This is a genomic window from Pseudomonas sp. JAI120 (genome assembly GCF_014207255.1).
Taxonomy (GTDB): Bacteria; Pseudomonadota; Gammaproteobacteria; order Pseudomonadales; family Pseudomonadaceae; genus Aquipseudomonas.
Genome location: NZ_JACHCZ010000007.1, coordinates 25,898 through 38,546 on the forward strand (window position 1 = coordinate 25,898; position 12,649 = coordinate 38,546).

At 55.6% G+C, this 12,649-nt stretch carries 17 protein-coding genes; 16 read left to right on the forward strand and 1 reads right to left on the reverse strand.

Annotation, left to right across the window (positions count from 1 at the left end; genetic code table 11):
* Positions 1 to 5 precede the first annotated feature (5 nt).
* The 16 genes from rpsN to bfr all read left to right on the forward strand — a co-directional run bounded on the left by rpsN (position 6) and on the right by bfr (position 9,723).
* On the forward strand, positions 6 to 311 hold the full coding sequence (rpsN, locus tag HDC32_RS27585; protein WP_003176414.1) for a 30S ribosomal protein S14: 306 nt from the start codon (positions 6 to 8) through the stop codon (positions 309 to 311).
* 206 nt (positions 312 to 517) lie between these two features.
* Positions 518 to 910 carry a 30S ribosomal protein S8 gene (gene rpsH / locus HDC32_RS27590; protein ID WP_003176413.1) on the forward strand — a complete coding sequence of 131 codons (393 nt, stop codon included), beginning with the start codon at positions 518 to 520 and terminating at the stop codon, positions 908 to 910.
* Between the two features lie 12 nt (positions 911 to 922).
* Complete coding sequence (gene rplF, locus HDC32_RS27595; RefSeq protein ID WP_003176412.1) at positions 923 to 1,456, forward strand: 50S ribosomal protein L6; 534 nt, start codon at positions 923 to 925, stop codon at positions 1,454 to 1,456.
* A gap of 10 nt (positions 1,457 to 1,466) precedes the next feature.
* Complete coding sequence (gene rplR, locus HDC32_RS27600) at positions 1,467 to 1,817, forward strand: 50S ribosomal protein L18 (protein ID WP_003186037.1); 351 nt, start codon at positions 1,467 to 1,469, stop codon at positions 1,815 to 1,817.
* A 3-nt stretch (positions 1,818 to 1,820) separates the two neighbouring features.
* Positions 1,821 to 2,321: a 30S ribosomal protein S5 gene (gene rpsE / locus HDC32_RS27605; RefSeq protein ID WP_003186035.1), complete on the forward strand. Its 501-nt coding sequence runs from the start codon at positions 1,821 to 1,823 to the stop codon at positions 2,319 to 2,321.
* A gap of 2 nt (positions 2,322 to 2,323) precedes the next feature.
* Entirely contained in the window at positions 2,324 to 2,500 is a 177-nt protein-coding gene (rpmD, locus tag HDC32_RS27610) for a 50S ribosomal protein L30 (RefSeq protein ID WP_003176408.1), read from the forward strand.
* Positions 2,501 to 2,503: 3 nt separating this feature from the next.
* Positions 2,504 to 2,941 (forward strand): 50S ribosomal protein L15, encoded by a 438-nt coding sequence (gene rplO, locus HDC32_RS27615; protein WP_003176407.1) that lies wholly within the window; start codon positions 2,504 to 2,506, stop codon positions 2,939 to 2,941.
* Positions 2,942 to 4,270 (forward strand): preprotein translocase subunit SecY, encoded by a 1,329-nt coding sequence (gene secY, locus HDC32_RS27620; RefSeq protein WP_003176406.1) that lies wholly within the window; start codon positions 2,942 to 2,944, stop codon positions 4,268 to 4,270.
* A 27-nt stretch (positions 4,271 to 4,297) separates the two neighbouring features.
* Positions 4,298 to 4,414 carry a 50S ribosomal protein L36 gene (gene rpmJ / locus HDC32_RS27625; RefSeq protein WP_002555468.1) on the forward strand — a complete coding sequence of 39 codons (117 nt, stop codon included), beginning with the start codon at positions 4,298 to 4,300 and terminating at the stop codon, positions 4,412 to 4,414.
* Positions 4,415 to 4,543: 129 nt separating this feature from the next.
* Entirely contained in the window at positions 4,544 to 4,900 is a 357-nt protein-coding gene (rpsM, locus tag HDC32_RS27630; RefSeq protein WP_024077676.1) for a 30S ribosomal protein S13, read from the forward strand.
* A 30-nt stretch (positions 4,901 to 4,930) separates the two neighbouring features.
* Positions 4,931 to 5,320 carry a 30S ribosomal protein S11 gene (gene rpsK / locus HDC32_RS27635; RefSeq protein WP_002555466.1) on the forward strand — a complete coding sequence of 130 codons (390 nt, stop codon included), beginning with the start codon at positions 4,931 to 4,933 and terminating at the stop codon, positions 5,318 to 5,320.
* Positions 5,321 to 5,338: 18 nt separating this feature from the next.
* Positions 5,339 to 5,959: a 30S ribosomal protein S4 gene (gene rpsD, locus HDC32_RS27640; protein WP_003176404.1), complete on the forward strand. Its 621-nt coding sequence runs from the start codon at positions 5,339 to 5,341 to the stop codon at positions 5,957 to 5,959.
* Positions 5,960 to 5,981: 22 nt separating this feature from the next.
* The gene (locus tag HDC32_RS27645; RefSeq protein WP_003176403.1) at positions 5,982 to 6,983 is read left to right on the forward strand and encodes a DNA-directed RNA polymerase subunit alpha; all 1,002 of its coding nucleotides are present in this window, start codon (positions 5,982 to 5,984) and stop codon (positions 6,981 to 6,983) included.
* A gap of 41 nt (positions 6,984 to 7,024) precedes the next feature.
* On the forward strand, positions 7,025 to 7,411 hold the full coding sequence (gene rplQ / locus HDC32_RS27650) for a 50S ribosomal protein L17 (protein ID WP_003176402.1): 387 nt from the start codon (positions 7,025 to 7,027) through the stop codon (positions 7,409 to 7,411).
* Positions 7,412 to 7,654: 243 nt separating this feature from the next.
* Entirely contained in the window at positions 7,655 to 9,103 is a 1,449-nt protein-coding gene (locus HDC32_RS27655; RefSeq protein ID WP_184746259.1) for a catalase, read from the forward strand.
* Positions 9,104 to 9,258: 155 nt separating this feature from the next.
* On the forward strand, positions 9,259 to 9,723 hold the full coding sequence (gene bfr / locus HDC32_RS27660; protein WP_032884537.1) for a bacterioferritin: 465 nt from the start codon (positions 9,259 to 9,261) through the stop codon (positions 9,721 to 9,723).
* Positions 9,724 to 9,788: 65 nt separating this feature from the next.
* Here the strand turns inward: bfr and uvrA are convergent, their stop codons facing one another.
* Positions 9,789 to 12,623 (reverse strand): excinuclease ABC subunit UvrA, encoded by a 2,835-nt coding sequence (gene uvrA / locus HDC32_RS27665; RefSeq protein ID WP_065925355.1) that lies wholly within the window; start codon positions 12,621 to 12,623, stop codon positions 9,789 to 9,791.
* Positions 12,624 to 12,649: the final 26 nt, after the last annotated feature.

A 12,649-nucleotide genomic window follows, 5' to 3' on the forward strand; every position in this document is an offset into this window, starting at 1 on the left:
GGACCATGGCCAAGATGAGCATGAAAAACCGCGAGCTGAAGCGTCAGCTCACGGTTGCCAAGTACGCCAAGAAGCGTGCAGCACTGAAAGCAATCATCGTTGATCTGAACGCAAGTCCAGAAGCGCGTTGGGAAGCTACAGTTGCCCTGCAGAAGCAGCCACGTGACGCAAGCGCTTCGCGCATGCGTAACCGCTGCCGCCTGACCGGTCGTCCACACGGCGTTTACCGCAAGTTCGGCCTCGGCCGTAACAAATTGCGTGAAGCGGCAATGCGTGGTGACGTACCAGGTTTGGTTAAAGCCAGCTGGTAAGTACTTTCAGCGTCCAGGTGGTCTGAATCGAAAGATACTGACCGCCGGTGACCCTGAATCTGGAACAAGCCCCTTTTGGGGCTTGTTTCATTTCCGGAGTGTGTCTAAAATACGCGGCTCGCCTGAGCCCGTGTTTTTTACCCGGAGATTCTCAGCGACATATGTAGCCGCAAGGCTAATTTTTTTGTATTAGGAGCGTCTAGCCCATGAGTATGCAGGACCCGTTAGCGGACATGCTAACTCGTATCCGTAATGCCCAGATGGCTGAAAAGTCCGTCGTAAGCATGCCATCTTCCAAGTTGAAGGTTGCTGTTGCCAAAGTCCTGAAAGACGAAGGCTACATTGCGGGTTATCAGATCAGCAGCGAAATCAAACCACTGCTGTCCATCGAGCTGAAGTACTTCGAAGGCCGTTCGGTCATCGAGGAAGTGAAGCGCGTTAGCCGTCCAGGCCTGCGTCAGTACAAGTCCGCTGAAGATCTGCCGAAAGTTCGTGGCGGTCTGGGCGTGTCTATCGTCTCCACCAACAAAGGTGTGATGACGGATCGTGCTGCGCGCGCTGCCGGTGTCGGCGGCGAAGTTCTTTGCACTGTGTTCTAAGGGGGGATAAGCATGTCTCGCGTCGCTAAGAACCCCGTTAAGCTGCCAGCCGGTGTCGAAGTCAAATTCGCAGGCCAACAGCTTTCGGTGAAGGGTGCCAAGGGCACTCTTGAACTGAATATCCATTCGTCCGTTGAGATCGTTGAAGAAGCTGGTGAGCTGCGTTTCGCTGCTCGCAATGGCGATCAACAAACTCGCGCAATGGCTGGTACCACGCGTGCGTTGGTAAACAACATGGTCCAAGGCGTAAGCCAAGGCTTCGAGCGTAAGCTCCAGCTGGTCGGTGTTGGTTACAAAGCGCAAGCAAAAGGCACGGTTTTGAACCTGGCCCTTGGCTTCTCGCACCCAGTGGATTACGAACTGCCGGAAGGCATCACCGCTGAGACTCCTAGCCAGACCGATATCCTGATCAAGGGCATCGATAAGCAACTGGTAGGTCAAGTGGCTGCTGAGATCCGCGACTTCCGTCCACCAGAGCCGTACAAAGGCAAAGGTGTGCGCTACGCGGACGAAGTCGTCCGTCGTAAAGAAGCCAAGAAGAAGTAGGGCATAGCAAATGACCGACAAAAAAGTTACTCGACTGCGTCGCGCTCGCAAAGCACGCCTGAAAATGCACGAACTCGAAGTCGTGCGTCTCTGCGTGTTCCGCTCGTCGCAGCACATCTACGCCCAGGTCATCTCGGCCGACGGCAACAAAGTCTTGGCCAGCGCCTCGACTTTGGATAAAGAACTGCGTGATGGTGCCACTGGCAACATCGACGCGGCCACAAAGGTTGGCCAGCTGGTCGCTACGCGTGCTAAGGCCGCCGGCGTCTCGCAAGTGGCTTTCGACCGCTCTGGCTTCAAGTACCACGGCCGCGTTAAAGCGCTGGCTGATGCTGCTCGTGAAGCTGGGCTGGAGTTCTAAGTTATGTCAAATAACGACCAAAAGCGCGACGAAGGCTACATTGAGAAGCTGGTTCAAGTTAACCGCGTAGCCAAAACCGTTAAAGGCGGCCGTATCTTCACTTTCACCGCGTTGACCGTGGTTGGTGATGGTAAAGGGCGCGTTGGCTTCGGCCGTGGCAAGTCACGTGAAGTGCCTGCTGCGATCCAGAAGGCAATGGAAGCTGCTCGTCGCAACATGATCCAAGTTGATCTGAACGGCACCACGCTGCAGTACGCAATGAAGTCCGCTCACGGCGCTTCGAAGGTGTACATGCAGCCTGCTTCTGAAGGTACCGGTATCATCGCTGGCGGCGCTATGCGTGCTGTCCTCGAGGTTGCTGGTGTTCAGAACGTTCTGGCCAAGTGCTATGGCTCGACTAACCCGGTAAACGTGGTTCACGCCACTTTCAAAGGTTTGAAAGCTATGCAATCTCCTGAATCCATTGCCGCCAAGCGTGGCAAAAGCGTCAAGGAGATCTTCTGATCATGGCTACCGTTAAAGTAACGCTGATCAAAAGCATGACCGGCCGCATCCCTAACCACAAATTGTGCGTTAAGGGTTTGGGTCTGCGTCGCATCGGTCACACTGTAGAAGTCCAGGATACTCCCGAGAATCGCGGGATGATCAACAAGGCTTACTACATGCTGCGTGTCGAGGGTTAATCGATGAAACTCAATGATCTGAGTCCAGCGCCGGGTTCCCGTCGCGAAAAGCATCGTCCGGGCCGTGGTATCGGTAGCGGTTTGGGTAAGACTGGTGGCCGTGGCCACAAAGGTCAAACCTCCCGCTCCGGTGGCACCATTGCTCCAGGCTTTGAAGGCGGTCAACAGCCGCTGCATCGTCGCCTGCCTAAGTTCGGTTTCGTTTCCCTGAAGGCCATGGACCGCGCAGAAGTGCGTCTGTCCGAGCTGGCTAAAGTGGAAGGCGACATCGTTACTGTGCAGACCCTGAAAGATGCCAACGTGATCAACGTCAACGTACAGCGTGTGAAAATCATGCTGTCCGGTGAAGTGACTCGCGCTGTCACTATCGGCAAGGGAATCGGCGCCACCAAAGGTGCGCGTTCGGCTATCGAAGCAGCTGGCGGCAAGTTCGAGGAATAAATGGCTAAGCAAGGTGCTCTCTCAGCGCTCGGCAAAGGCGGTATGTCTGAACTTTGGGCTCGTCTGCGTTTTCTGTTCCTGGCGATTATCGTCTACCGAATAGGCGCACACATCCCGGTTCCAGGTATCAACCCGGACCGACTCGCAGACCTGTTTCGACAGAATGAGGGGACCATTCTTAGCTTGTTCAACATGTTTTCTGGCGGCGCGCTGGAACGGATGAGCATTTTTGCACTGGGGATCATGCCGTACATCTCGGCATCGATCATCATGCAACTGATGACCGCCGTCAGCCCGCAGCTGGAGCAGTTGAAGAAGGAAGGTGAAGCTGGCCGTCGCAAGATTAGCCAGTACACCCGCTACGGCACTGTCATCCTCGCCCTGGTTCAAGCTATCGGCATGTCCGTTGGCTTGGCGGGGCAGGGTGTTGCGTTCACTGGTGACTTTGGCTTCCATTTCGTCGCGGTATCCACTTTTGTGGCTGGTGCGATGTTCATGATGTGGCTGGGTGAGCAGATTACTGAGCGTGGTGTTGGTAACGGTATCTCGATGTTGATTTTCGCAGGTATCGTCGCCGGTCTTCCGAGAGCAATCGGGCAGTCTTTCGAGTCTGCGCGTCAGGGTGATATCAATATCTTTGCCCTGGTTGCCATCGGTTTGCTGGCAGTAGCGATTATCGGTTTTGTGGTGTTCATTGAGCGTGGCCAGCGTCGTATTGCTGTTCACTACGCCAAGCGTCAGCAGGGCCGTAAGGTTTTTGCTGCGCAGACCAGCCACTTGCCGCTGAAAGTGAATATGGCCGGTGTTATTCCGGCAATTTTCGCGAGCAGCATTTTGCTGTTTCCGGCTTCGTTGGGTACCTGGTTTGGTCAGTCTGAAAATATGGGCTGGCTGCAGGACCTCTCTCAGTCGATCGCTCCTGGTCAGCCGTTGAATATTCTGCTGTTTAGTGCAGGGATTATTTTCTTCTGCTTCTTCTATACGGCGTTGATGTTCAATCCGAAAGACGTAGCGGAAAACCTGAAGAAGTCCGGTGCCTTTATTCCGGGTATTCGTCCAGGTGAGCAGTCTGCACGCTACATTGATGGCGTTCTGACTCGTTTGACCCTGTTCGGTGCTCTATATATGACGGCCGTGTGCTTGTTGCCCCAGTTCCTGGTGGTTGCAGCAAACGTTCCGTTCTACCTTGGCGGGACCTCGTTGCTGATCGTGGTCGTGGTTGTGATGGACTTCATGTCCCAAGTACAATCGCACCTCGTTTCGCACCAGTACGAATCCCTGATGAAGAAAGCCAACCTGAAGGGTTACGGCAGCGGCATGTTGCGCTGAGTACCCATAAGGTTCGAGGAGTTGGTGATGAAAGTTCGTGCATCGGTGAAAAAGCTGTGCCGTAACTGCAAGATTATTCGCCGCGAAGGTGTTGTTCGAGTAATTTGCAGCGCGGAACCGCGTCACAAACAGCGCCAAGGCTGAGTGTGATCCGCTTGAAGCCCGGCAGCTAGTGCGCTGCCGGGTTGATTATTTGTTATTACAGCGATATTATCTCGCGCCCTATTTCTTGGCTTCCGGGGCGTAGGTAGCTGTCAATTGGAGTCCCACTGAATGGCCCGTATTGCAGGCGTTAACATTCCAGATAACAAGCACACTGTTATCTCGCTGACCTACATCTATGGTGTTGGTCGCACTACTGCGCAGAAGATTTGCGCGGTTGCTGGGGTAAACCCAGCCGCTAAGATCAAGGATCTGAGCGACGAGCAGATTGAATTGCTGCGTGGCGAAGTGGCGAAGTTCACCACTGAAGGTGACCTGCGTCGCGAAATCAACATGAAAATCAAGCGTTTGATGGACCTCGGTTGCTATCGCGGTCTGCGTCATCGTCGTGGTCTTCCAGTACGCGGTCAGCGTACCAAGACTAACGCGCGTACCCGTAAAGGTCCGCGTAAGCCGATCCGCAAGTAATCGCCCCAGCGAATCGACAGGAAAATTATCATGGCAAAACCTGCTGCTCGTCCTCGTAAAAAAGTTAAAAAGACAGTGGTTGATGGCATCGCCCACATCCATGCATCTTTTAACAACACCATCGTGACCATCACCGACCGTCAAGGTAACGCGCTTTCTTGGGCTACCTCCGGTGGTTCGGGTTTCCGCGGTTCCCGCAAGTCCACCCCGTTTGCTGCTCAAGTAGCTGCTGAACGTGCTGGTCAAGCTGCGCTGGAATATGGCCTGAAAAACCTCGACGTTAACGTCAAGGGTCCAGGTCCAGGTCGTGAGTCTGCTGTCCGTGCTTTGAACGGCTGTGGCTATAAGATCGCCAGCATCACCGACGTGACGCCAATCCCGCACAACGGGTGCCGTCCGCCGAAGAAGCGCCGCGTGTAATCCAGGAGATTGTAAAGAATGGCTCGTTACATTGGTCCAAAATGCAAACTCGCTCGTCGCGAAGGCACCGATCTCTTCCTGAAGAGCGGCGTGCGCGCGATCGAATCGAAGTGCAACATTGAAGCAGCACCTGGTATCCACGGCCAACGCCGCGGTCGCCAGTCCGATTACGGCACCCAACTGCGTGAAAAGCAGAAGGTCCGTCGTATCTACGGCGTTCTCGAGCGTCAGTTCAGCGGCTACTACAAAGAAGCTGCTGGCAAGAAAGGTGCAACCGGTGAAAACCTGCTGCAACTGCTCGAATGCCGTCTGGACAACGTTGTATACCGTATGGGCTTTGGTTCGACTCGTGCCGAATCCCGTCAGCTGGTATCGCACAAGTCGATCAGCGTTAACGGTCAGACCGTAAACGTTCCGTCCTACCAGGTTCGTGCTGGTGACGTGGTCGCAGTTCGCGAGAAAGCAAAAAACCAACTTCGCATTGTCCAAGCTCTCGATCTGTGTGCCCAACGTGGCCGCGTAGAATGGGTAGAAGTAGACACTGAGAAGAAGTCGGGCGTTTTCAAGAACGTTCCTGCTCGCAGTGATCTGTCCGCCGACATCAACGAAAGCCTGATTGTCGAGCTCTACTCCAAGTAAGGGCTAGAAAATAGGTGCATCCATGCAGATTTCGGTAAATGAGTTCCTGACACCCCGCCACATTGATGTGCAGGTTGTCAGTCCAACCCGCGCCAAGATCACTCTCGAGCCTCTCGAGCGTGGTTTTGGCCACACCCTGGGCAACGCGCTGCGCCGCATCCTGTTGTCCTCAATGCCCGGCTGTGCAGTAGTCGAGGCCGAGATTGACGGTGTGCTCCACGAGTACAGCGCCATCGAAGGTGTACAGGAAGACGTAATTGAAATCCTGTTGAACCTTAAAGGTCTGGCTATCAAGCTGCACGGCCGTGACGAAGTTACGCTGACCTTGTCGAAGAAGGGTTCGGGGGTGGTTACCGCTGCCGATATTCAGCTGGATCATGATGTCGAGATCGTTAACCCCGATCACGTAATCGCTAACCTGGCGTCTAACGGCGCCCTGAACATGAAGCTCACCGTAGCTCGTGGTCGTGGTTATGAACCGGCCGACTCGCGTCAGAGCGATGAAGACGAAAGCCGCAGCATTGGTCGCTTGCAGCTTGACTCTTCGTTCAGCCCGGTTCGCCGTATCGCATACGTGGTGGAAAACGCCCGTGTCGAGCAGCGTACTAACCTGGACAAGCTGGTTATTGATCTGGAAACCAACGGTACTCTGGATCCTGAAGAGGCTATCCGCCGCGCTGCAACCATTCTGCAACAGCAGTTGGCTGCGTTCGTCGACCTCAAAGGTGACAGCGAACCAGTGGTAATCGAGCAGGAAGACGAGATCGATCCGATCCTGCTTCGCCCGGTTGACGATCTGGAACTGACTGTACGTTCGGCTAACTGCCTTAAGGCGGAAAACATTTACTACATCGGCGACCTGATTCAGCGTACCGAAGTAGAACTGTTGAAGACTCCGAACCTGGGCAAGAAATCCTTGACTGAAATCAAGGACGTTCTGGCCTCCCGCGGTCTGTCCCTCGGCATGCGCCTCGACAACTGGCCGCCTGCAAGTCTTAAGAAGGACGACAAGGCGACTGCCTGATCGTCGTAATCACCGAACGTGAGTTTGGTAAGGAATGAACCATGCGTCATCGTAAAAGTGGTCGTCACCTGAGCCGTACCAGCTCGCACCGCAAGGCCATGTTTCAAAACATGGCGGTGTCGCTGTTCGAGCACGAGCTGATCAAAACTACACTGCCGAAAGCTAAAGAACTGCGTCGCGTTGCTGAGCCGCTGATCACTTTGGCCAAGACAGACAGCCTGGCTAACCGCCGTCTGGCTTTCGACCGTACTCGTTCGAAAGCTATCGTTGGTAAGCTCTTCAACGACCTGGGCAAGCGTTACGCTACCCGTGAGGGTGGCTACCTGCGCATCCTCAAGTGCGGTTTCCGCGCTGGCGACAACGCGCCTATGGCGTACGTCGAGTTGGTTGATCGTGCTACTGCTGGCGAAGCTGTAAGCGCCGAGTAAGACGACAAGCTGTAACTAAGAACCGGGCCCAGTGCCCGGTTTTTTGTGGGTGTAGCAAAAGCGATCTATATTTTTCAGGTCGCTGCCGACTTTCCTAAGCTCCCAATTTTGTACTGGTGGTTGGTTAGTTATTCTCTATCAAAGACCATGATTTAATAAATTTGATGGTGTCATCTTGATCGGCAATACTTCCTCCAGGCCGATTAGCCGGCAGTTCCAAGTCCGACCTGAGGAAAATTGAGCATGAGCCAGAATAAAATCCTTACCACCGCCAGCGGCGCTCCCGTTGCGGACAACCAGAATTCCCGTTCAGCCGGCCCGCGCGGCCCGCTGCTTCTTGACGATTTTCACCTGATCGAGAAGCTTGCCCATTTCAACCGCGAAAACATCCCTGAGCGTCGCGTGCACGCCAAGGGGTCGGGTGCCTACGGTACCTTCACGGTCACCCGAGACATTACCCAGTACACCAGCGCCAAATTGTTCGAGTCCGTTGGTAAGCAAACTCCAACGTTCCTGCGTTTCTCCACTGTGGGTGGTGAGCGTGGTTCGGCAGACACTGAGCGCGATCCCCGTGGTTTTGCCTTGAAGTTCTACACCGAAGAAGGCAATTGGGACATCGTGGGTAACAACACGCCGGTGTTCTTCATACGCGATCCGCTGAAATTCCCAGATTTCATCCATACTCAGAAGCGCTTGCCGCAAAGTAACCTGAAAAGCGCGCAAATGATGTGGGACTTCTGGTCGCACTCTCCCGAAGCGCTGCATCAGGTCACCATTCTGTTTTCGGACCGTGGCATTCCCGATGGCTACCGTCATATGCACGGCTTTGGTAGCCACACCTACAGCTTGATTAACGCCAACGGCGAGCGGCACTGGGTGAAGTGGCACTACAAGACCAAGCAAGGTATCAAGAACCTGGCGCCGGCTGAGGCTGCACGCTTGGCCGGTATCGATCCTGATTATGCCCAGCGTGATCTGTTTGGTGCGATCGAGCGTGGTGACTTCCCGAAATGGCGGGTTTGCATCCAGATCATGACCGAAGCCCAAGCTAATGCTCATTACGAGAATCCGTTTGATGTGACCAAAACCTGGTCGCAGAAAGAGTTTCCGTTGATTGAAGTGGGCGAGTTGGAGCTTAACCGTAACCCGCAGAACTACTTCGCTGAAGTGGAGCAGGCAGCATTCGGTCCAAGCAACATGGTTCCAGGTGTTGGCTTATCGCCAGACCGCATGCTGCAAGGCCGCGTATTCGCTTACGCAGATGCTCACCGCTACCGAGTGGGTACCAACCACCAGCAACTGCCGGTGAACGCTGCACGCAGCCCGGTGAACAGCTACCAGCGTGATGGCTCGATGGCATTTGGCAGCAATGGTGGTGCGACTCCGAACTACGAACCGAACAGCTACGCCGAAGCACCAAAGCAAGCGCCTCAGTACGCCGAGCCAGCGTTGGCTTTGAGCGGTGCAGCTGATCGTTACGATCACCGTGAAGACACCGACTACTACAGCCATGCCGGTGCGCTGTTCCGCCTGATGAGCGATGAGCAGAAGACATTGCTCACCAGCAACATCGCGGGGGCAATGGGCGGAGTTTCCAGTGATGTGGTCCAGCGTCAATTGCAGCACTTCTATAAGGCAGATCCTGCTTATGGAGAAGCAATCGCAAAGGCACTGGGTGTATCGCTTAACTGACTCTAAACGATAAGCAGAACCGCCCTCATTTGGGCGGTTTTTGCGTTATTTCAGCTACTTTTCTCCGGAAATCTTCACTTTTCTGCCGTTAGTCCAGTGACCTCCGAGTCATCATGGTTCAAACTACAGACTTTCAAGCAGGGAGATGTAGAGCGATGCAAGGTCACCCCGACGTAATCGATTACCTCAACACGTTGCTGACGGGCGAACTGGCCGCTCGTGACCAATATTTCATCCATTCGCGTATGTACGAAGACTGGGGTTTTACCGAACTCTACGAGCGTATCAACCACGAAATGGAAGAAGAGGCACAGCACGCCGATGCACTGATGCGCCGTATCCTGATGCTCGAAGGCACGCCACGTATGCGTCCCGACGACCTGGACGTGGGCACCAGCGTACCTGATATGCTCGCAGCCGATCTTCGCCTTGAATACAAAGTGCGTGCCGCGCTCTGCAAGGGCATCGAACTCTGCGAGCAGCACAGCGACTTCGTCACGCGGGAAATCCTGCGCGTGCAGTTGAACGATACCGAAGAAGATCACACCTACTGGCTGGAAAAGCAGCTGGGCCTGATCAAGTTGGTGGGGCTGGAGAATTACCTGCAATCGCAGTTCTGATTTCCGGCTACAAAAAAGCCCCTGTCACCTCAGCAGTGACAGGGGCTTTTTATTGAGCCTTGATATCAGGCCCGGTCGCGCGCCAGCAATGGTTTCAAGTAATAACCAGTATGCGATTGCGGCATCTCGGAGACCTGCTCCGGGGTACCTACGGCAATGATCTGGCCACCCTTGGATCCGCCTTCCGGCCCTAGATCAACCAGCCAGTCGGCGGTTTTGATCACATCGAGGTTATGCTCGATCACCACCACGGTGTTGCCGTGGTCTCGCAAGCGGTGCAACACGTCCAGCAGCTGCTGAATATCCGCGAAGTGCAGGCCGGTTGTTGGTTCATCCAGGATATACAAGGTCTTGCCCGTATCGCGTTTGGACAGCTCGCGAGACAGCTTCACCCGTTGCGCCTCACCACCGGACAACGTAGTCGCCGACTGTCCCAGCTTGATATACGACAGACCCACATCCATCAATGTCTGCAGCTTGCGCGCCAACGCCGGGACTGCGTCGAAGAACACTCGAGCTTCCTCGATGGTCATCTCAAGGGTTTCATGGATACTCTTGCCCTTGTACTTGATCTCCAGGGTTTCGCGGTTATAACGCTTGCTCTTGCACACATCGCACGGTACGTAGATGTCCGGGAGGAAGTGCATCTCCACCTTGATCAAGCCGTCGCCCTGGCACGCTTCGCAACGCCCGCCCTTGACGTTGAAAGAGAACCGGCCAGGACCGTAGCCCCGAGAACGGGATTCCGGCACGCCAGCGAACAGTTCCCTAATTGGCGTGAACAGCCCGGTATAGGTAGCCGGGTTGGAGCGCGGTGTGCGGCCAATCGGGCTCTGGTCAATATCGACCACCTTGTCCAGGTGTTCCAGGCCCTTAATGCTGTCGTGCGCGGCTGCTTCCAGGGTAGTGGCGCCGTTCAAGGCGGTGGCACTCAGGGGGAACAATGTGTTGTTGATCAGCGTCGACTTGCCTGAGCCGGAAACACCGGTCACGCAGGTCAGCAGGCCCAGGGGAATTTCCAAGTCTACATTGCGCAAATTGTTGCCGCGCGCGCCCTTGAGGTGCAATGCCATCTTCTTGTTGCGCGGTGTGCGCTTGGCTGGCACTGCGATTTTCACGCGGCCAGACAGGTACTTGCCGGTCAACGAGTCGGGGTGTGCCATTACCTCGGCAGGCGTGCCTTCGGCGACAATATGCCCACCATGCACCCCGGCGCCTGGGCCAATGTCGACCACGTAGTCCGCCAGGCGAATCGCGTCTTCATCGTGCTCGACCACGATCACCGTGTTGCCGATGTCCCGCAGGTGTTTCAACGTGCCCAGAAGGCGATCGTTATCGCGCTGGTGCAAACCAATCGATGGTTCATCGAGGATGTACAACACCCCCACCAGGCCGGCACCAATCTGGCTGGCCAGGCGAATCCGCTGCGCTTCACCGCCGGACAAGGTGTCGGCACTGCGGTCCAGGGATAGATAATCCAGGCCGACGTTAACCAGGAACTGCAAGCGCTCGCGAATTTCCTTGAGGATCTTGTCGGCAATTTCCCCTCGTCGTCCGGTCAGCTTCAGTACACCAAAGTATTCGCAGGCATCGCCGATCGGCAGGTTGGTCACCGCGGGCAAGGTTTTTTCGCCGACCCACACATGCCGCGCTTCACGACGCAGGCGAGTGCCCCGGCAATCCGGGCAAGGTTGAGTGCTGAGGAATTTCGCCAGCTCTTCGCGCACGCTCGCCGATTCAGTCTCACGGTAGCGCCGCTCCAAGTTCGGCACGATACCTTCGAACGGATGGGAGCGCTTGACGATGTCGCCACGGTCGTTCAGGTACTTGAAGTCGACGTTCTGCGAGCCACTGCCATTGAGGATGACCTTCTGCTGATCTGCCGGCAGTTGGTTGAATGGCACTTCAAGGCTGAACTTGTAGTGAGACGCCAACGATCCCAGCATCTGGAAATAGTAGACGTTACGCCTGTCCCAGCCGCGTATCGCTCCCTCCGCCAACGTCAGGTCGCCGTTGACCAGGCGCTTGATGTCGAAGAATTGCTTCACGCCCAGGCCATCGCAGGTCGGACAGGCGCCGGCCGGGTTGTTGAAGGAGAACAGCTTGGGTTCCAGCTCGCTGATGGCGTGGCCACAGATCGGGCAGGCAAAGCGTGCGGAGAAGATGATCTCCTCGCCCGGCTCGTCATCCATCGGCGCCACCAGGGCTATACCGTCTGCCAGCTTCAACGCGGTCTCGAACGATTCCGCCAGACGCTGCTGCAGGTCGGCCCGTACCTTGAAGCGATCGACCACTACATCAATCGAGTGCTTCTTCTGCTTGTCGAGTTTCGGCGCTTCGTCCAGCTCATACAGCTTGCCGTTGATGCGCGCACGTACAAAGCCCTGTGCACGCAGCTCTTCGAATACAGAGAGATGTTCGCCCTTACGCTCGCGAATCACCGGCGCCAGCAGCATCAGCTTGGCGCCTTCCGGCTGGGCCAGCACCAGGTCGACCATCTGGCTGACGGTCTGGGCCTCCAGCGGAATGTCGTGGTCCGGGCAACGGGGGATACCCACCCGCGCGTACAGCAGGCGCAGGTAGTCGTAGATTTCGGTGATGGTGCCCACGGTAGAACGCGGGTTATGGGAGGTCGACTTCTGTTCGATGGAAATCGCCGGCGACAGGCCTTCAATGGTGTCGACGTCTGGCTTTTCCATCATCGACAGGAACTGACGGGCATAGGCCGACAGCGATTCCACATAACGACGCTGACCTTCGGCATACAGCGTATCGAACGCCAGGGACGATTTGCCGGAGCCGGACAAGCCGGTGATGACGATCAGTTTGTCCCGGGGCAGGGTCAGGTCGATGTTCTTCAGGTTGTGGGTTCTAGCCCCACGAATCAGGATCTTGTCCAAGATGGCCTCGCACGGCGGGCGTAAAT